The organism is Bacillus sp. FSL L8-0167, assembly GCF_038630295.1.
Lineage (GTDB): Bacteria > Bacillota > Bacilli > Bacillales > Bacillaceae > Bacillus > Bacillus safensis.
On record NZ_CP152027.1, the window covers coordinates 1,640,641 to 1,659,709 of the forward strand.

The following is a 19,069-nucleotide window of genomic DNA, read 5'->3' on the forward strand; positions in this document are numbered from 1 at the left end:
TCAATGTGACGAGTCGTTGGGCGCTGATAACAGGTGCCAGTGGCGGGATTGGGCAGGCAGCTGCCAAAAAGCTTGCCCAAGAAGGCTGCCATGTGATGCTCCATTATTATAAAAATGAACAGGCAGCTGTGCGCCTCGCCGCTCATTTGGATGAGGTATATTCCATTCAAACGCATGTCGTTCAAGCAGATTTATCTAAAACGGGCGGAGCAGATGAGCTTGTCAGCCGTCTGCCGCTCTTTCCAGATATTCTTGTTTTAAATAGCGGCAGGAGCCATATCGGATTGGTGACAGACACAGAAAAAGACGTATTAGCCAGTATGGTGCAGCTTCATGTCACAAGTCCATATGAGCTTACCCAATCCCTTTTACCTGCCATGATTCAAAAGAAAGCAGGCCATATCATTGCGGTCAGCTCGATATGGGGAGAAACGGGAGCATCGTGTGAAGTGCTGTACAGCATGGTCAAAGGTGCGCAAAATGCATTTATAAAAGGATTAGCAAAAGAGCTTGCTCCAAGTGGAATTAGAGCAAATGCTGTCTCGCCAGGTGCTGTCAAAACTGACATGATGAATCGTTTTACGCAGGAAGACATCACAATGCTGGAAGAAGAAATTCCGCTTGGCCGGCTTGCATCCCCTGAGGAGGTTGCAGATGTCATTTGGTTTCTCGCCTCAAAACAGTCAAGTTATATCACAGGTCAAATTTTATCTGTCAATGGCGGCTGGTACTGTTAAAAAACGTGTATAATTCGTCTCTCCATGACAAAAGCTATGGCTGTAATTCATCTTTTCGAATGGAGGAATCGACATGTCTGTACTTGAGAACTGGGACCATTGGAAAAACTTTTTAGGTGATCGCTTAAATCATGCGCAGGATAAAGGTTTAGAAGGTGAGACCATCAATAACCTTGCGTATGAAATTGGCGGATATCTAGCTAACGAAGTTGAGGCAAAGAACGAGCAGGAAAGAGTACTTGCTGACCTTTGGAGCGTTGCATCAGAAGATGAGCAGCGTGCCATTGCAAATATGATGGTCAAGCTGGTTGAAAATAATAGCTCGCACTAAACAAAAAGAGAGGTCGTTTGTGCCTCTCTTTTTATTTTAACCGTTTCACAACATTGTGCTTTCTAAAAATGTGAAAATGCTTTATGATAAAGGAAGGTAAAAATTTGCCACAATGAAGGGGGTAATATCATTTGGCAAAGCTCGAATGGTATTTTGAATATGAGATACAGGTAAACCGTCCCGGACTTTTAGGAGACATTTCTTCTCTAATGGGGATGCTTTCAATTAATATTGTGACAATCAATGGTGTTGATGTATCAAGACGCGGAATGCTTTTACGCTGTGACCACACAGATCAAATTAAGCGCCTTGAATCAATTTTAAATACAATGGAAACGATAAAAGTAACGAAATTAAGACAGCCGAAGCTTCGTGACCGCTTAGCTGTTCGTCATGGAAGATACATACAGCGTGATGCGGATGACAAAAAGACGTTCCGTTTTGAAAGAGACGAGCTCGGTCTTCTTGTTGATTTTATGGCTGAACTCTTTAAAAAAGAAGGACATAAATTGATTGGGATTCGCGGAATGCCGCGTGTCGGAAAAACAGAATCAATTGTGGCTTCAAGTGTTTGTGCAAGCAAGAGATGGCTGTTTGTATCATCAACTCTTTTGAAACAGACGATCCGAAGTCAGCTGATCGCAGATGAATACAGCCCAGATAACGTCTTTATTATTGATGGGATTGTGTCGACAAGAAGAGGTTCTGAGAAGCATTTGCAGCTTTTAAGGGAAATTATGAGACTGCCGGCAACGAAGGTGGTCGAGCATCCAGACATCTTTATTCAAAATTCAGAATATACAATGGATGATTTCGACTATATCATTGAATTGCGGAATAGCGCAGACGAAGAGATTACATATGAACACGCTGAAGAACCACAAGTGTTTGATCATTCTGGTTTTTCCGGCTTCGATTTTTAATATGGTAATGGTAGGTGTTTGTTTTGACTGAATTGGGAAAACGGCTCGTTGAGGCCAGAGAGGAAAAAGGGATGTCGCTGGAGGATCTGATGGCGGCTACCAAGATCCAAAAGCGCTATTTGCTAGCAATCGAACAAGGAAACTATGATATTATTCCAGGTAAATTTTACGTCAGAGCGTTTATTAAACAATATGCCGAAGCCGTTGGACTGAATCCTGAACAATTGTTCGAAGAATTTCGTAAAGATGTTCCAAGCACGTATAACGATGAAGTATCTGATAAATTATCGAATATTAAGCCGCAAAGAGAGCTGCCAAAGCCTGCCTCGAAAGTGCTTGAACTATTGCCGACAATTTTAATTATTGGAGGCATCATTGTGGTCATCGCCATCATTTATGTGATCGTGCAGGCGGTCAATCATGATAGCGGACAGAAGAATAATCAGGCGGCCCCTCAGCAATCAGAATCTAAATATGAAGTATCTGAGGATTCATCTCTTGCAAAAGATCAAAAGAAAAAAGAAAAAACTTCGTCAGATGATAAAGAAAAATCATCTAAAAAAGATGATTCATCAAAAGACGATGAAACTGTATCTTTAAAGGCGACGAATACAGAAGGCTCGACAACAACGTATGAAGTATCAGGTGCAGACGAAATGGAGTTAAAAATTTCTGCCTCGCAAGCTTCATGGCTGCGCGTAAGAGACGAATCTGGAAAAGTGCTGAAGATGGGTGAACTAAAAGATGGCGAATCGTTTAAAACAGACCTGTCTGATCTTTCTCAGGTCGATATCCGTCTAGGCAATGCGTCTGGAATTAATATCAAGGTAAATGACGAGACACTTAAGTACGAATTAGACCCTAAGAACACCATGACACAAAACATTGTGATTGTGAATAAAGGAAAGGAAAAGTCATCTTAAGCAAGTAGATGACTTTTCTTTTGTTCCTACTATTATATACATAAAAAATTGCATTATTGGAGGATTGGATTTCATGTTTAACTTACCGAATAAAATAACCCTTTCTAGGATCGCCTTGATCCCTGTTTTTATGATCATTATGCTTGCACCGTTAGATTGGGGTGTTGCGCGCTTTGGCGACGTCAGCATCGAAGTGACGCACCTTGTTGGAGCGATCCTGTTTATCGTCGCTTCAACAACGGACTGGATTGATGGATACTACGCACGTAAGCTTAATTTGGTGACGAATTTTGGTAAATTTTTAGATCCGCTTGCAGATAAATTGCTTGTTTCAGCTGCTTTAATTATACTTGTTCAATACGACCTCACACCGGCATGGATGGCGATTGTGATCATTAGCCGTGAATTTGCTGTAACAGGTCTAAGGCTTGTTTTAGCCGGAGGCGGTGAAGTGGTGGCGGCGAATATGCTTGGAAAAGTGAAGACATGGGCGCAAATCATTGCGATTTCAGCACTTTTACTGCATAACCTGCCGTTTGAACTTGTATCATTCCCGTTTGGTGATCTAGCGATGTGGGTAGCGGTGTTCTTCACTGTTGTCTCAGGCTGGGATTACTTTGCGAAAAACTGGGAAGCTTTAAAGAATTCTAACTAAAAAGGACGTGTACGCTTTGAAGTCAGAGAGAAAAGCAGAAATTATTGCAGTCGGTTCCGAACTATTGTTAGGGCAAATTACGAATACGAATGCACAATTCATCAGCAAACAACTAGCTGAAATTGGTGTGAATGTTTATTACCATACAGCAGTTGGTGACAATCCAGAGCGTTTAAAACAGGCCATTCAGGTGGCGCAGGAAAGATCTAATTTTATTATCTTCTCTGGTGGTCTTGGACCAACCAAAGATGACTTAACAAAAGAAACGATTGCGAGCACGCTTGGTAAAGAGCTTATACTAAATGAAGAAGCATTTGAATCAATTCAAGACTACTTTCGAAAGACCGGCCGTGATATGTCACCAAACAACCGTAAGCAGGCACTCGTTCTAGAAGGATCTGATGTGCTCGTGAACCGTTTCGGGATGGCCCCAGGTATGTTTGTTCAAGAAGACGATACGTTTTATATGCTTCTTCCTGGACCGCCAAGTGAACTGCACCCGATGTTTGAAAACGAGGCAAAGCCGCTGATTTCTGAGAAGCTTGGCTTAAAGGAAAAGATCGTGTCTGTTGTTCTGCGCTTCTTCGGAATCGGTGAATCGCAGCTTGAAACAGACCTAGAAGATTTAATTGACGCTCAAACGAATCCGACAATTGCACCACTCGCATCTGACGGTGAAGTGACGCTAAGGCTGACTGCTAAGCATGAGGATGAAAAAGAAACAGAGCGTCTGTTAAAAGAAACAGAAGCGCAAATTTTGGCACGGGTAGGTGAGTACTTCTACGGATATGGGGATACATCACTTGTCCGCGAAGCATCCAAAGCCTTGCACGAGCACGGAAAAACAGTAGCAGCAGCAGAAAGCCTGACTGGCGGAATGTTCTCCGAATGGCTGACAGATCTCGAAGGAGCATCATCCATTTTGAACGGAAGCGTGGTTTGTTATACAAACCAAGTCAAGCAGCAGGTACTTGGCTGCCGGGAGGAAACATTGTCTTCCCATGGTGCTGTCAGCAAAGAGTGTGCTTTAGAGCTTGCTGAAGGAGTTAGAAAGCTGACCGGAAGTGATATTGGCATTAGCTTTACGGGTGTAGCAGGACCTGATACCCAAGAGGGTCAGCCTGTTGGAAAAGTGTTCATTGGACTATCTACGAAAGACCAGACGGACGTGTTTGAATGGATGTTTACAGGCAGCCGGTCGGGCATTCGAAAGCGTGCTGTGAAATATGGTCTGCATCACTTACTCAACTTATTAAAAGAGAGTTAATTTTGTTTTTTGTTAGGTTTACTCCTTTATAAAAGAGCGTTTTTTCTAATAGAAAATACTCTTTTCTTAAAAAATCTGCCAAGAAAAAATCGAATATGTGTTCGTTTTTTTCTTGGCAAATGACGTAAAACAAGGTATAGTATAGATAGTGGAATTGATAAAGGAGGAAACAATAGAATGAGTGATCGTCAAGCAGCCTTAGATATGGCTCTTAAACAAATAGAAAAACAGTTTGGTAAAGGCTCTATTATGAAACTAGGAGAGCAAACAGATACACGTATTTCAACAGTACCTAGTGGTTCGTTAGCACTTGATACTGCGCTTGGAATAGGCGGATATCCCCGCGGCCGTATTATCGAAGTATATGGTCCAGAGAGTTCTGGTAAAACGACAGTAGCCCTTCATGCCATTGCTGAAGTTCAGCAGCAGGGAGGACAAGCTGCATTTATTGATGCAGAGCATGCACTCGATCCAGTTTACGCTCAAAAACTAGGTGTCAACATTGATGAACTGTTACTTTCTCAGCCGGATACAGGAGAGCAAGCACTTGAAATTGCAGAAGCTCTTGTCCGAAGCGGGGCAGTTGATATTGTTGTTATTGACTCTGTAGCTGCTCTTGTACCAAAAGCAGAGATTGAAGGAGACATGGGTGATTCACACGTTGGTCTTCAAGCACGTTTGATGTCCCAAGCGCTCCGTAAACTATCAGGTGCCATCAACAAATCAAAAACAATTGCCATCTTTATCAACCAAATTCGTGAAAAAGTTGGTGTCATGTTTGGTAACCCTGAAACAACGCCTGGTGGACGTGCGCTGAAGTTCTATTCGTCTGTTCGTTTAGAAGTGCGCCGTGCTGAACAGCTGAAACAAGGCAATGACATTATGGGGAATAAAACGAGAATTAAAGTGGTCAAAAACAAAGTAGCACCTCCATTCCGTATTGCCGAAGTAGATATTATGTACGGTGAAGGGATCTCAAAAGAGGGAGAAATCATCGACCTTGGAAGCGAGCTGGATATCGTACAAAAGAGCGGTGCCTGGTATTCTTACCAAGAGGAACGTCTTGGACAAGGCCGTGAAAATGCGAAACAGTTCCTAAAAGAAAATAAAGATATCATGCTGATGATCCAGGAGCAAATTCGCGAACACTACGGTTTGGATACAAACGGAGTGAAAGCAGCTGAAGAAGAAGGACAAGAAGAATTGGAGTTTAATGACTAAAAAGACTAAAAGACGCTGAAAAGCGTCTTTTTTTTACATTTACATGACAGCTGGCAGGTCAAAAGTTCTGTCTTTGCTTGAAATAACGACTTACGCCTCAGTCTGACTAGCTTGACAAGTATTTCCGACACAATTACAATGGGAATGTATCACTTGTTTTTCTTAACATGATTGATAACTAATTTAAACTTGACAAGGGCAGTGAGGATCTCATTCCCTGTGAAGGCCCTGTATGTTGAGACACAAAACAATGTACATGCCGACACTTTATTTGTAAAACCAAGTTCATAGCAAGAGGAGGTGAAAATATGTCGCCTACGATGTTTACGATCATCTCCATTTTGCTGAGCCTAATCTGTTTAGTTGTTGGCTACTTTGTTCGTAAAACCATTGCAGAAGCAAAAATATCCGGCGCAAGAAACATGGCCGAACAAATTGTTGAGGATGCAAAGCGTGATGCGGAAGCATTGAAGAAAGAAGCGCTCTTGGAAGCGAAAGATGAAATTCATTCGTTTCGTGTAGAGGCGGAGCAAGAAGTTCGTGAAAGACGAAATGAGCTTCAAAGACAAGAAAACCGTTTACTTCAAAAAGAGGAAAATCTTGATCGCAAAGACGAATCTTTAGATAAACGGGAGTCCCTGTTGGAGAAGAGAGATCATTCTCTGAATGAACGACAACAACATATTGAAGAGATGGAAAGCAAAGTGGATGATATGATTCGTTTGCAGAAAGCCGAGTTGGAACGTATTTCAAGTCTAACTCGAGATGAAGCGAAACAAATCATTCTGGATCAAGTTGAAAATGAGCTTTCCCACGACATTGCAGTCATGACGAAAGAATCTGAAAACCGAGCGAAAGAAGAGGCTGACAAAAAGGCGAAAAACATTCTTTCACTTGCGTTACAGCGTTGTGCAGCTGATCATGTGGCTGAAACAACGGTATCTGTAGTCAATCTTCCAAATGATGAGATGAAAGGTCGTATTATCGGACGTGAAGGACGAAATATCCGTACGTTAGAAACGTTAACAGGTATTGACCTGATCATAGATGATACACCTGAAGCTGTCATACTATCGGGCTTTGATCCGATTAGACGTGAAACAGCGAGGATAGCTCTGGACAAGCTAGTCCAGGATGGCCGCATTCATCCTGCACGAATTGAAGAAATGGTGGAAAAATCACGCCGTGAAGTCGATGATTATATCCGTGAGATGGGTGAGCAAACGACATTCGAAGTCGGAGTTCACGGTCTGCATCCGGATCTGATCAAAATTCTCGGCCGCTTAAAATTCCGTACAAGTTATGGACAAAATGTCCTGAAGCATTCAATTGAGGTTGCACATCTTGCAGGTCTCATGGCTTCAGAGCTTGGAGAAGATGCAAAGCTTGCAAAACGAGCAGGTCTTCTGCATGACATTGGAAAAGCCATTGATCATGAGGTAGAAGGAAGCCACGTAGAAATTGGCGTTGAGCTTGCGACGAAATATAAAGAGCATCCTGTTGTCATCAACAGTATTGCCTCTCACCACGGTGACCAAGAACCGACATCTATTATCGCTGTTCTTGTTGCGGCAGCTGATGCATTATCTGCAGCACGCCCTGGTGCAAGAAGTGAGACACTTGAAAATTACATTCGGAGACTTGAGAAATTAGAAGATATCTCTGAATCTTATGAAGGTGTTGAAAAATCGTTTGCGATACAGGCTGGACGTGAAGTACGTATTATGGTGAAGCCAGATTCAATTAATGATCTTGAAGCTCACCGTCTAGCAAGGGATATTCGTAAGCGAATTGAGGACGAGCTCGATTACCCTGGTCACATTAAAGTGACAGTCATTCGAGAAACTCGCGCAGTAGAGTATGCAAAATAGAGCGGTGCGCTTAGCGCCGCTTTATTTTTTTGTGTAAATATGCAACACTGATAAGAAGATCAATTTAAAAGAGAAAGGGTTCAAAAGCGCATGAAAATATTATTTGTTGGAGATATCGTCGGTTCACCTGGCAGAGACACACTGAAAGAATACTTGCCAAAGCTGAAGAAAAAATATCAGCCGCACTTTACTATTGTCAACGGAGAAAATGCTGCTCACGGGAAAGGTCTAACTGAAAAAATCTATCATGAGCTGCTGCAAGCAGGAGCTGATGTGCTCACAATGGGTAACCATACATGGGATAAAAGAGACATTTTCGATTTCATCGATGATGCAGCAAATATGGTCCGGCCTGCTAACTTCCCAGAAGGCACACCTGGAAAAGGTCTCACCTTTATTAAAAAACAAGGAAAAGAATTGGCTGTCATCAACCTGCAAGGACGTACGTTTTTACCGCCAATTGACTGCCCATTTCAAAAAGTAGATGAATTAATTGCGGAAGCATCCAAACGGACACCGTTTATTTTTATTGATTTTCATGGTGAAGCCACAAGTGAAAAGCAGGCGATGGGCTGGTATACAGACGGCCGTGCATCATGTGTCGTTGGAACGCATACACATGTTCAAACAGCAGATAACCGCGTATTGCCTAAAGGAACTGCGTATATTTCAGATGTCGGGATGACAGGACCTTATGATGGCATTTTAGGTGTTGACCGAGAAACGATCATTAAACGATTCAAAACAAGTCTCCCAGTTCGTTTTGAAATTGCAGAAGGCCGCACGACGTTAAGTGCAGTGATCGTAGAAATTGACGAACAGTCGAAAAAAGCTGTCAAAATTGATCGAATTTTGATAAATGATGACCATATTTTCTTTGAATAAATGTTCACATATTTATTTCAGAAAAATATTAATCAGAAAGAAGGAATATGCGCCCTCTATCGTGAATATAGTAAAAATGGTAGGTAGCCTGCTATTTTTGAAAAACATTTTGGGGATGGATTTTCAAAAAAATAGCATCATCTAACAAAGATTGTTCTAATGAACACTCACTTATCCATTGTAAATTTAAGGGGGAGCAGAAATGGAAATTTTAAAAGTTTCAGCAAAGTCAAATCCGAATTCAGTAGCAGGAGCATTAGCCGGCGTTTTACGTGAACGCGGTGCAGCGGAAATACAAGCAATCGGCGCTGGAGCACTGAATCAGGCGGTTAAGGCTGTCGCCATTGCAAGGGGATTTGTCGCGCCAAGCGGAGTGGATTTGATATGCATTCCAGCCTTTACTGACATTCTGATCGATGGAGAAGAAAGAACAGCCATCAAATTGATTGTTGAGCCACGATAATTCTAATTTTATTATTTTCAACCTGCTTACATCATGTAAGCAGGTTGTTTTTGTTTACCGCTATACATTTCTTATATAACATATTCAGTTCGTGAAATAGATAAAAATGACATATTAGAGCTTGCATTTTTTCACCATGATGATAAATTAAGATTAAGTTGAATTTACTTCATCAAAAATAAATATTTAAGTAGGTGAAATAATGTTCGAAGCTTTTTTGAAAAGAGGAAAGCTAGTTTTTATTTTATTTTTTATCGTTCTCATTGCTGGCGGCTATTTATTCGCGCAGCTTCCTAAACGAGAACTGCCAGAATTCGAGGCGAATCTCGTCACGATTTCTACCGTTTTTCCTGGTGCAGATGCAAAACAGGTGGAAAGAGATGTCACCAATAAGCTGGAATCAGCTCTATCAGATATCAATGGTGTAGAGAAAACGAGCTCGGTTTCAGCCATTGGTTTCTCAAATATTGTGATTGAAATTGAGGACCAAGCCGACTTTCAAAAGACGGCAAGTCAAATTAAGAATGAAACCACAAGTGCTGCGTCGTCTTTTCCTGATGGGGTGATGGAGCCGGAAGTAAAGGATGAATTTGGCAGCGTGCCGGTTGGTTCTTATATGATTGTGTCGAGTGAATCATCGGACTTAGCAAAGAGTCAGAAATCGCTGCGTGCATTGAAGGAAAAAGTGGAGGACATCAAAGGGGTAGACAGTGTCGTTATCAAAGGCTTCAATGACAAACAAGCGATATTAAACTTAGATTCAAACAAGCTGGAGGGTGAAGGGCTCAATGTAACTGATGTCACAAATGCCATCAATCAGGAATTTGACACATCTCCACTAGGCGATATTCGGGCAGGCAAAGAGAAGGTGAAGCTGTCCATCAATACATATGACCGCTTAGATCAGGTTAAAAAGATTGAGCTTTTTTCTAAAACGAAAAGAGAGCCGGTCACAATTAGTCAGCTTGGTAGTTTAAAAGAAGTAGAAAAACAGAAAAGTGATATTGTGTCGTATAACGGAAAGCCCGCTTATTCATTTACTGTGAATATTAAACCAGGGCTTGATATTCCTAAAATGTATGACAAAGTCAGTGATGTCATTGAGAAAGAAAAGCAGCTGCCAAATGGGGTGGAGTGGGTAGACTACTATTCACAAAAAAGTGAAGTGGATACCATTTTCAATGATTTAATAAAAGAAGCCATTGTTGCGGTCATTGCTGTCATAATTGTTACCACACTTGGACTCACGATTGGCGGGGCGTTTATCGTTTCACTAGCCATTCCGCTATCGATTACAATTGGAACGATTCCACTGCCATTTTTACAAGTGGACCTCAATCAAATTTCGATCATCGGCTTTATTATTGCCTTAGGGATACTTGTCGATGATGCCATTGTCGTCAATGATAATATTTTAAGACAAATGAAAAAATACGAAAGTCCGCTTAAAGGAACAATTGCAGGAGTGAAAGAAGTCGCAGGATCCATTTTGACATCAACACTAGCTGTTGTATTTGCCTTCCTGCCGCTTGTTTTCCTATCAGGTGCAAACGGTTCATTTATTCGGGCATTACCGTCTGTTCTAGTTACGACCGTGCTTGCATCCATGGTGATTTCTCTGACACTTGTACCGGTCTATCAATATACTGTGAACCGGAAAAGAAAGAACAAAAACAGTCAAAAAGAGCCGGGATTCCTAGGGAAACCATTAAAAAGGCTGGCTGATTTCTATGCAGACCGTGTGCTGATAAACATTGTGAAGCGGCCGCTCGTTATTGGACTAAGTGGTTTGCTCGTTGCAACGCTTGCTTTTTTACTTATTTTCGTCACACCATTTGAATTTTTCCCTGCGGCGAATAAGAAAGAAGTGGTCGTCACTGTCACACTTCCAAGTGAAACAACACTAGACAAAACAAATGAAACACTAAAGAAAATAGAACAAGAGATCAAACGGCAAAAAGGCATTGAAGAAACGGCGATTTTTGCAGGCGGCGGTGTGCCGAACCTGTTTAATGAAAGTATTTCAAATGCAAGTGACCATACGGGTCAGGTTGTCGTGAGAGTAGACAATGATCAGATAACTAGTAAGGCATTGATAGATCGTATGACTGAGCCTTTGCGAGAGAAATTCAATGAGGCAGAAATTTTTATGAAAACCATTGTTCAAGGGCCGCCAGCTGGAGCACCAGTGACAGTAACGGTTGCGGGTGAATCTTTTTCAAAGCTCATTGATGTCAAAGAAACGCTGACAAATGAAATGAAAGACAAAGGGGCAAGCTTGATTACGGACGATGTCAATCAGCCGGTGAAAACGATCTCCTTTGAATTAAACCGCGAGCGAATGGCAGAGGATGGGCTCAGTGCTCAATTTGTCAGCAGACAGCTTGGTCTTGTGACAGAAGGGATTCCATTAGGTACCTTTCAACAAGGAACAAATGATATCGATTTAGTGATGAAACAGGATACAGGCACACATCAAAATGGTTTAAAGCTAAAAGAAATGAATGTGCCTGTGAAGACAAATGAAGGCGGTATGCCTCAACTTGAGCCGCTTAGCCGATATGTAAAAGAAAAAGAAACAGAGCAGTACGAAAGCATTCCACATGAAAATGAAGTGCCGACCATTACGCTGAAGGCGTATCCCGGTGCATCAGATTCGTTTAAAGACGATATGAAAGAAGTCGTCAATCAAGTAGGGAAAAGTTCTGCAGCGAAGGATTTGACCATTTCACAAGGTGGAGAAAATGAAAATCAGACCCAGTTCTTTATTGAAATTAGTCTCTTATTTGCAGTGGTCTTGCTGCTCATTTATGTGACCATCGCATTCCAGTTCAATTCATTGATGCTTCCGCTGTTAGTTCTAGGAACGGTTTACTTAGCCGTATCAGGAGCCATTATCGGACTATTTGTTACACAAACACCATTCAGCTTTATGGCAACAATGGGAATTGTCTCATTGGCTGGTATTGTCGTCCGAAATGCGGTCGTCCTCTTCGAATTTATTGAGCAGCGGCGCAAGCAAGGGTTTGATCAACAGACAGCTGTCATTGAAGCAGGAAGAGCAAGGATTAAGCCGATTCTCTTAACAGCATTTACGGCACTTGTTGCACTAATGCCTGTTGCATTAAGTCATGATCCACTCTTTAAGCCGCTGGCAATCTGCATTGTATCAGGTGTGTTTTTCTCAACAATTCTGACATTATTCATTGTGCCAGCCCTATATGTTGCCGTTTCAAAGAAACGCTGACGATGAAAGCAAATCTCCGATCGAAAGGAGATTTGCTTTTTTTTTTAGAAAAATATCCAAAAAAATATGTGGGGTGTTCATTTGTATTTATCTGGTGGACAGTGGTATTTACGACTAAAATAAGTCGTGTTAAAATCTGATTGGGAGAAGTTTTTTAACAAAGGGGTTGTACGTCATGTGTGGAACGATGAAAGCAATTGTTAAAAAAGAAAGCGCTTACGGAGCGGCGTTGATGGAGATGCCGATTCCAGAAATCAAAAATCATGAAGTTTTGATCCAAGTGAAAGCCACTTCGATATGCGGAACAGACGTGCATATTTATAATTGGGACGACTGGGCTAAGGGAAGAGTCAAAGCGCCCTACATTTTTGGACATGAATTTACTGGGGAAGTTGTTAAAGTGGGGAAGCAAGTCTCACGAGCAAAGGTAGGGGACTTTGTATCGGCTGAGACGCATGTTGTATGTAATCAATGTTATATGTGCTTAACAGGGCAGCAGCATTTGTGCAGTGAAACGAAAATTTTAGGGGTAGACATTGATGGCTGTTTTGCTGAATATGTCAAAGTACCTGAACAAAATGTGTGGCACAATCCAGCCCAAATGCCGGTTGAGCTTGCCTCTATACAAGAGCCGCTAGGAAATGCTGTTCATACTGTACTGCACACACCTGTTTCAGGTAAGTCAGTGGCGATTTTTGGCTGCGGACCAATCGGTTTAATGGCAATTGCTGTCGCAAAAGCCTCCGGGGCTGTTCAAGTGTTCGCTGTTGATAAAAATGAATACAGGCTCGATCTTGCCCGAAAAATGGGTGCAGATCATATTGTAGATATTGGAAAAGATGATCCAGTCGCGATGATTAAGCAGCTCACGCGGATGGAAGGGGCAGAAGTGATGTGTGAGATGTCAGGTCATCCAGCTGCCATTAATCAAGCACTCGAAGCTTGTGCAAATGGAGGAAAAGTCAATATACTAAGCTTGCCAGAACGACCAGTGACAATTGATATTACGAATCAAATTGTTTTTAGGGGATTAACCGTGCAAGGGATCACGGGGAGAAAAATGTTTGAGACGTGGCGTCAAGTATCTGAGCTGTTAAGAACGAATACCATTGATGTAAAGCCAGTTGTCACTCATACACTGCCATTTGAAGAGTTCGAAAAGGGATTTGAACTTATGCAAAGCGGTACGTGCGGAAAAGTCGTACTGATGATGCCATCATATCAAAGGGGGAAGAAATGATGAAAGAATTCACGTATTTACAAGATGAATTGGACACAATGAAGCAGCAAGGCACCCACCAAACTTTGAAAGAGATCGACTCAAAACAATCATCCACTGTTACATTAAATGAACAATCTGTCATACAACTCTCCTCAAATAACTACTTAGGCCTCACCTCGCACCCAAGGCTGATGAAAGCAGCAAAAGAGGCGATTGATGAATTCGGTGCGGGTACAGGATCTGTACGAACCATCGCCGGCACAATGACAATGCATGAACGCCTTGAAAAAAAGCTTGCTTCATTTAAAAAGACAGAAGCTGCTCTTGTGTTCCAATCAGGCTTTACGACCAACCAAGGGGTCTTATCCAGTATCCTGACAAAAGATGATATTGTCATTTCAGATGAACTGAATCATGCCTCCATTATTGATGGAATCCGATTAACCAAAGCAGATAAGAAAGTATACAGTCATTCTAATATGGAAGAGCTGGAGAAGATTTTGAAGAAATCAATGAATTACCGCGTCCGCCTCATCGTTACAGACGGTGTGTTCTCGATGGATGGAGATATCGCGCCACTTCCTGAGATCGTCAGGCTCGCAGAAGCATATGATGCATTTGTGATGGTAGACGATGCGCATGCCTCGGGCGTGCTTGGCGAGAATGGCCGCGGGACGGTCAACCATTTTAAACTCGACGGCAGAGTGCACATTCAGGTCGGGACACTTAGCAAGGCTGTCGGAGTGCTCGGCGGCTACGTGGCTGGTTCAGCGGTTTTAATTGATTATCTAAAACATAAAGCAAGACCGTTTTTATTCAGCACCTCTCATCCGCCAGCTGTGACTAGAGCGTGTGAAGAAGCGATTGAAGTGCTGTTAGATGAACCGAAGCGAATCGATACACTTTGGGAGAACGCCGTTTATTTTAAAGAAAAAGTCATCAGCCTTGGATTTCAAGTCGCTCCAACAGAGACACCGATTATCCCAATCATGATTGGAGACGAAGCACTTACTTTTCGTTTCTCAAAGGCTTTAATAGAACGAGGCGTGTTTGCCCAAGGCATCGCCTTCCCAACTGTAGCAAAAGGCAAGGCAAGAATTAGAGCCATCATCACAGCCGAGCACACAAAAGAAGAACTAGACCGGGCACTGACAATCATTGAAGAAGAAGCAAAAAAACTAAACATACTTGATTGAGAGAGCGCAGGCTCTCTTTTTTTTTGACGATATTCTTTCCAATTTTCATCAAATCTACCGTTTGTTATGTATAATGTATGTAAAAAGATCTATTGGGGTAAGTGATGAGACAAATGTTATTTAATAAAGAAGATTTTTATAAGCAATATTTAGATTATAAGAGCAATGTAATAACAGATAAGAATCACCCTTTTCACAAAATGTTTAATAAAGAGATACCAAACAAAATTCAAAATGAATTAGAAAAACGTCATATGAAAAATTTGGATAGAATCGATATTAAAGCATCTACAGGAAATGGAAAAGTTTCAGAGTCTATTTGGATAGCGTTTCTAGACCAGCTCTTAACAAAGAATCAAAAAACAAATAAAACAACAACACAAAAAGGATTATATATAGTCATTTTATTCGCTAATAATGGCAAAGACTTTTATTTATCGATTGGTTTAGGTACTGAAAATCTATCTCTCAAAAAGATTGAATATGAAGCGAGTGTTTGGCGAGAACGACTAAAACCTCAATTGATGAATAGTCCTAATTTAAAAGGATTTGAAATAGGTGATTTTTACTTAGGAGAATCTGATAGACCTAAAAAATATGCAGCAGGTTCTTTGGTATTTAAAAGGTATAATATTGATACATTTAATCAATACGAATTTTTAAAGGACATATATAACTTAAATGAATTTTTTTATGATTTTATTTTCGAAATATATTCGAATCCGGATCTTCATATGGACACAAAGATTAATAAGAGTATAAAACGAAAAAGAATCATCCATAGAGACGTTTATAAGCAATTAAGAGAAGAAAGAGCCAAGCAAAATGAAGAGACAGGTCGAATAGCAGAGAAATTTGTTTATGATATGGAAGTAGAGCAATTAAAAGCAGCGGGTCAGGAGCAATTAGCGAAAAATGTCAATTGGTTAGCCGAGACGGAGGATGGTCATGGATTTGATATCAAATCTTATTACCCTGATGGAAAAGAAAAACTTATAGAGGTAAAGGGTTCTAAACTTGCTCATCAAGACTTTCCTTTCTTCTTATCTGAACAAGAAAGAATGGTAGCAGAAGAGGAAAAAGAAGCGTATGTGATTACTTTAGTTGAGAGTGTCGGTACAAAGCAAATGAAGATTGTAAAAGAAATACAAAATCCTTTGGAGAAAGATAACATACTGTTAAAACCTATTCAATACTCATGCAGAATCCGGGTGGATTGAAAAGTGATGACACATATGATTTATTTTCAATTCATCACAAAATAGTCTATACTGTAGGGTGGAACTTGGTTTGAAAGGAGTACAAATTCATGAATGAAGAGCAGAGAAAAGCGAGCGGACAAGTAAGTTCATCGGACAAAAAATCCGAGAAGGACTACAGCAAATATTTTGAAGCTGTGTACATTCCGCCTTCCTTAAAAGATGCAAAAAAACGGGGTAAAGAAGAAGTTGAATACAATCAATTTCAAATTGACGAGCAGTTTCAAGGGTTAGGAAACGGCCGCAAGTTTTATATTCGCACATATGGCTGTCAAATGAATGAGCATGACACAGAAGTGATGGCTGGTATTTTTATGGCGCTTGGCTATGAACCAACAAACTCAACGGAAGATGCAAATGTCATCTTATTAAACACTTGTGCTATTCGTGAGAATGCAGAAAATAAAGTGTTTGGAGAGCTTGGTCATTTAAAAGCATTAAAACGTGAAAAGCCAGATTTAATTTTAGGTGTCTGCGGATGTATGTCACAAGAAGAATCTGTCGTGAGCCGTATTTTGAAGAAACACCCATTTGTTGACTTGATTTTCGGCACGCACAACATTCACCGCCTGCCAGAGCTGTTATCTGAATGCTACCTTTCAAAAGAAATGGTCATTGAGGTTTGGTCAAAAGAAGGCGACGTGATTGAGAACCTTCCAAGAGCCCGTCAAGGTAAAATCAAGGGCTGGGTGAACATTATGTACGGCTGTGATAAATTCTGTACATACTGTATCGTGCCTTACACGCGCGGCAAGGAAAGAAGCCGCCGCCCAGATGAAATTATTCAAGAGGTCAGACGTTTAGCGGCAGAAGGATATAAGGAAATTACCCTTCTTGGTCAAAACGTGAATGCATATGGAAAAGATTTTGAAGATATGGAATATGGTCTTGGCCACCTGATGGATGAGCTGCGAAAAATTGATATTCCGCGTATCCGTTTTACAACAAGTCACCCGCGTGATTTTGATGATCACTTAATTGAAGTCTTAGCCAAGGGCGGAAACCTTCTCGATCATATTCATCTGCCAGTTCAATCCGGAAGTTCTTCTGTGCTGAAGCTTATGGCGAGAAAATATGACCGTGAGCGTTACCTTGATCTTGTGCGCAAAATCAAAGAAGCTATGCCGAATGCTTCATTAACAACGGACATTATTGTTGGGTTCCCAAATGAAACAGATGAGCAGTTTGAAGAAACACTTTCCCTCTATCGCGAGGTGGAGTTTGATGCTGCTTATACATTCATTTATTCTCCAAGAGAAGGAACGCCTGCAGCGAAAATGAAAGACAACGTGCCAATGCGTGTGAAAAAAGAACGTCTGCAGCGCCTAAATGCACTTGTGAATGAAATTTCTGCGAAAAAAATGAAGGAATATGAAGGGCAGATTGTCGAAGTATTAGTAGAGGGTGAAAGTAAAAACAACCCTGAGATCCTAGCCGGATATACAAGTAAAAGCAAGCTTGTGAATTTTAAAGCACCAAAAGAAGCGATTGGCAACATCGTCAAAGTGAAAATCACACAAGCCAAAACTTGGTCTCTTGACGGAGAAATGGTTGGAGAAGCTATCGAGGTGAATTAAAATGACACTTTATTCAAAGAAAGAGATTGTCGAGCGCGCAAGAGAGCTCGCTAAAATGATTTCTGAAACGGAAGAAGTTGATTTCTTCAAAAAAGCAGAAGCGCAAATCAATGAAAATACAAAAATTTCAACGATCATTAATCAAATTAAGGCGCTTCAAAAACAAGCTGTGAACTTAAAGCATTACGGCAAACATGAAGCCTTAAAGCAAGTCGAAGAAAAAATCGATGCCCTGCAAGAAGAACTTGATGACATCCCAGTGATTCAAGAATTCAAAGAATCACAAATGGAAGTCAATTCCCTGCTTCAGCTTGTAGCGCACACGATTTCGAATCAAGTAACAGATGAAATCATTCTTTCAACCGGCGGTGACCTCTTATTAGGAGAAACCGGTTCAAAAGTGAAAAACTCATCACCAAGTTGCTCCATTAAATGAGAAAACCCCGCAGATGCGGGGTTTTTTGCTTTCATATTAACATTTTTTGAAAAGCACTATCCATTCTTTTTCATGCTTCATCGTCTCCAAACCTCTCACTCTCCAACTTTTCCAATTTTCAAGGCAAGTTTATGGGCGACCATGCATACACTGAAACAGAAATGAATTTAATTGAACATGAAGTTCAAAATCGTGACACACTAGACGAATGCCCAGCATAAGATAAAACGATCAAGAACAAGGAGGCATGCCGGAATGTCTGAATACAGAGAAATTATTACAAAAGCGGTGGTTGCAAAAGGGAGGAAATTCACCCAAAGCACACACACCATTTCTCCATCGCAAAAACCAACCAGCATCCTAGGTGGTTGGATCATTAATCATAAGTATGATGCTGAAAAGGTCGGTAAAACCGTTGAGATCGAAGGAACATTTGATATTAACGTATGGTACTCTTACGCCGACAACACGAAAACAGAAGTCGTCACAGAGCGTGTGAAGTATGTAGACATCATTAAACTGAGATATAAAGATAAGAATTTCCTTGATGATGAGCACGAAGTAATTGCGAAAGTATTGCAGCAGCCCAATTGCTTAGAAGTGACCATTTCTCCAAATGGCAATAAAATTATCGTTCAGGCAGAGCGTGAATTCATTGCTGAGGTAGTCGGTGAAACAAAAATTGTCGTAGAGGTCAATTCAAGCTGGAAAGAAAAAGATGATCACGAGTGGGAAGAAGAAGTGGATGAGGAGTTAGAGGATATTCATCCAGAATTCCTAGCAGGTGAGCCAGAAGAGTAATGATTGACTAGGGCGCATATCCCCCTAGTTTTTTTGTGCCTGATCTAGGAGAAAA

General features: G+C 41.1%; 17 protein-coding genes. All 17 read left to right on the forward strand.

The window, feature by feature from the left end; translation table 11 throughout:
• Positions 1–5: 5 nt before the first annotated feature.
• The 17 genes from MHB66_RS08300 to cotE all read left to right on the forward strand — a co-directional run bounded on the left by MHB66_RS08300 (position 6) and on the right by cotE (position 19,014).
• Positions 6–737, forward strand: a complete 732-nt coding sequence (locus MHB66_RS08300) for an SDR family oxidoreductase (protein WP_046311018.1) — start codon at positions 6–8, stop codon at positions 735–737.
• A gap of 73 nt (positions 738–810) precedes the next feature.
• Complete coding sequence (locus MHB66_RS08305) at positions 811–1,068, forward strand: DUF3243 domain-containing protein (protein ID WP_041109118.1); 258 nt, start codon at positions 811–813, stop codon at positions 1,066–1,068.
• Positions 1,069–1,199: 131 nt separating this feature from the next.
• Positions 1,200–1,991, forward strand: coding sequence for a DUF3388 domain-containing protein (locus MHB66_RS08310; RefSeq protein ID WP_003211480.1), 792 nt, complete (start codon positions 1,200–1,202; stop codon positions 1,989–1,991).
• 23 nt (positions 1,992–2,014) lie between these two features.
• The gene (locus MHB66_RS08315) at positions 2,015–2,914 is read left to right on the forward strand and encodes a helix-turn-helix domain-containing protein (protein ID WP_046311020.1); all 900 of its coding nucleotides are present in this window, start codon (positions 2,015–2,017) and stop codon (positions 2,912–2,914) included.
• A 73-nt stretch (positions 2,915–2,987) separates the two neighbouring features.
• A complete protein-coding gene (gene pgsA / locus MHB66_RS08320; protein ID WP_046311022.1) occupies positions 2,988–3,569 on the forward strand; it encodes a CDP-diacylglycerol--glycerol-3-phosphate 3-phosphatidyltransferase in 582 nt (193 codons plus the stop codon).
• Positions 3,570–3,585: 16 nt separating this feature from the next.
• On the forward strand, positions 3,586–4,836 hold the full coding sequence (locus tag MHB66_RS08325) for a competence/damage-inducible protein A (protein ID WP_046311024.1): 1,251 nt from the start codon (positions 3,586–3,588) through the stop codon (positions 4,834–4,836).
• Between the two features lie 177 nt (positions 4,837–5,013).
• Positions 5,014–6,057 carry a recombinase RecA gene (gene recA / locus MHB66_RS08330; protein WP_034281901.1) on the forward strand — a complete coding sequence of 348 codons (1,044 nt, stop codon included), beginning with the start codon at positions 5,014–5,016 and terminating at the stop codon, positions 6,055–6,057.
• A gap of 308 nt (positions 6,058–6,365) precedes the next feature.
• Positions 6,366–7,928, forward strand: coding sequence for a ribonuclease Y (gene rny / locus MHB66_RS08335; protein WP_003211958.1), 1,563 nt, complete (start codon positions 6,366–6,368; stop codon positions 7,926–7,928).
• Between the two features lie 90 nt (positions 7,929–8,018).
• Positions 8,019–8,813 (forward strand): TIGR00282 family metallophosphoesterase, encoded by a 795-nt coding sequence (locus tag MHB66_RS08340; protein WP_024424109.1) that lies wholly within the window; start codon positions 8,019–8,021, stop codon positions 8,811–8,813.
• A 202-nt stretch (positions 8,814–9,015) separates the two neighbouring features.
• A complete protein-coding gene (gene spoVS / locus MHB66_RS08345) occupies positions 9,016–9,276 on the forward strand; it encodes a stage V sporulation protein SpoVS (RefSeq protein ID WP_003211281.1) in 261 nt (86 codons plus the stop codon).
• A 202-nt stretch (positions 9,277–9,478) separates the two neighbouring features.
• Entirely contained in the window at positions 9,479–12,523 is a 3,045-nt protein-coding gene (locus MHB66_RS08350) for an efflux RND transporter permease subunit (protein ID WP_046311026.1), read from the forward strand.
• 175 nt (positions 12,524–12,698) lie between these two features.
• On the forward strand, positions 12,699–13,763 hold the full coding sequence (gene tdh / locus MHB66_RS08355) for an L-threonine 3-dehydrogenase (protein ID WP_046311028.1): 1,065 nt from the start codon (positions 12,699–12,701) through the stop codon (positions 13,761–13,763).
• Entirely contained in the window at positions 13,763–14,941 is a 1,179-nt protein-coding gene (locus MHB66_RS08360) for a glycine C-acetyltransferase (protein ID WP_046311030.1), read from the forward strand. Before tdh ends, MHB66_RS08360 begins: the two co-directional genes overlap by 1 nt.
• 104 nt (positions 14,942–15,045) lie before the next feature.
• Positions 15,046–16,161 (forward strand): DUF3578 domain-containing protein, encoded by a 1,116-nt coding sequence (locus tag MHB66_RS08365; protein ID WP_235362218.1) that lies wholly within the window; start codon positions 15,046–15,048, stop codon positions 16,159–16,161.
• A gap of 89 nt (positions 16,162–16,250) precedes the next feature.
• A complete protein-coding gene (miaB, locus tag MHB66_RS08370) occupies positions 16,251–17,777 on the forward strand; it encodes a tRNA (N6-isopentenyl adenosine(37)-C2)-methylthiotransferase MiaB (RefSeq protein ID WP_034281907.1) in 1,527 nt (508 codons plus the stop codon).
• A gap of 1 nt (position 17,778) precedes the next feature.
• The gene (locus tag MHB66_RS08375; RefSeq protein WP_008358013.1) at positions 17,779–18,213 is read left to right on the forward strand and encodes a RicAFT regulatory complex protein RicA family protein; all 435 of its coding nucleotides are present in this window, start codon (positions 17,779–17,781) and stop codon (positions 18,211–18,213) included.
• A gap of 255 nt (positions 18,214–18,468) precedes the next feature.
• The gene (gene cotE / locus MHB66_RS08380; RefSeq protein ID WP_034281908.1) at positions 18,469–19,014 is read left to right on the forward strand and encodes an outer spore coat protein CotE; all 546 of its coding nucleotides are present in this window, start codon (positions 18,469–18,471) and stop codon (positions 19,012–19,014) included.
• Positions 19,015–19,069 lie beyond the last annotated feature (55 nt).

Excerpts from the sequence above, each read along its gene's own strand:
- MHB66_RS08305 (WP_041109118.1), top strand. The coding sequence starts at position 811 with ATGTCTGTACTTGAGAACTGGGACCATTGGAAAAACTTTTTAGGTGAT.
- pgsA (WP_046311022.1), top strand. The coding sequence starts at position 2,988 with ATGTTTAACTTACCGAATAAAATAACCCTTTCTAGGATCGCCTTGATC.
- recA (WP_034281901.1), top strand. The coding sequence starts at position 5,014 with ATGAGTGATCGTCAAGCAGCCTTAGATATGGCTCTTAAACAAATAGAA.
- rny (WP_003211958.1), top strand. The coding sequence starts at position 6,366 with ATGTCGCCTACGATGTTTACGATCATCTCCATTTTGCTGAGCCTAATC.
- MHB66_RS08340 (WP_024424109.1), top strand. The coding sequence starts at position 8,019 with ATGAAAATATTATTTGTTGGAGATATCGTCGGTTCACCTGGCAGAGAC.
- spoVS (WP_003211281.1), top strand. The coding sequence starts at position 9,016 with ATGGAAATTTTAAAAGTTTCAGCAAAGTCAAATCCGAATTCAGTAGCA.
- MHB66_RS08350 (WP_046311026.1), top strand. The coding sequence starts at position 9,479 with ATGTTCGAAGCTTTTTTGAAAAGAGGAAAGCTAGTTTTTATTTTATTT.
- tdh (WP_046311028.1), top strand. The coding sequence starts at position 12,699 with ATGTGTGGAACGATGAAAGCAATTGTTAAAAAAGAAAGCGCTTACGGA.
- MHB66_RS08360 (WP_046311030.1), top strand. The coding sequence starts at position 13,763 with ATGAAAGAATTCACGTATTTACAAGATGAATTGGACACAATGAAGCAG.
- MHB66_RS08365 (WP_235362218.1), top strand. The coding sequence starts at position 15,046 with ATGAGACAAATGTTATTTAATAAAGAAGATTTTTATAAGCAATATTTA.
- miaB (WP_034281907.1), top strand. The coding sequence starts at position 16,251 with ATGAATGAAGAGCAGAGAAAAGCGAGCGGACAAGTAAGTTCATCGGAC.
- MHB66_RS08375 (WP_008358013.1), top strand. The coding sequence starts at position 17,779 with ATGACACTTTATTCAAAGAAAGAGATTGTCGAGCGCGCAAGAGAGCTC.
- cotE (WP_034281908.1), top strand. The coding sequence starts at position 18,469 with ATGTCTGAATACAGAGAAATTATTACAAAAGCGGTGGTTGCAAAAGGG.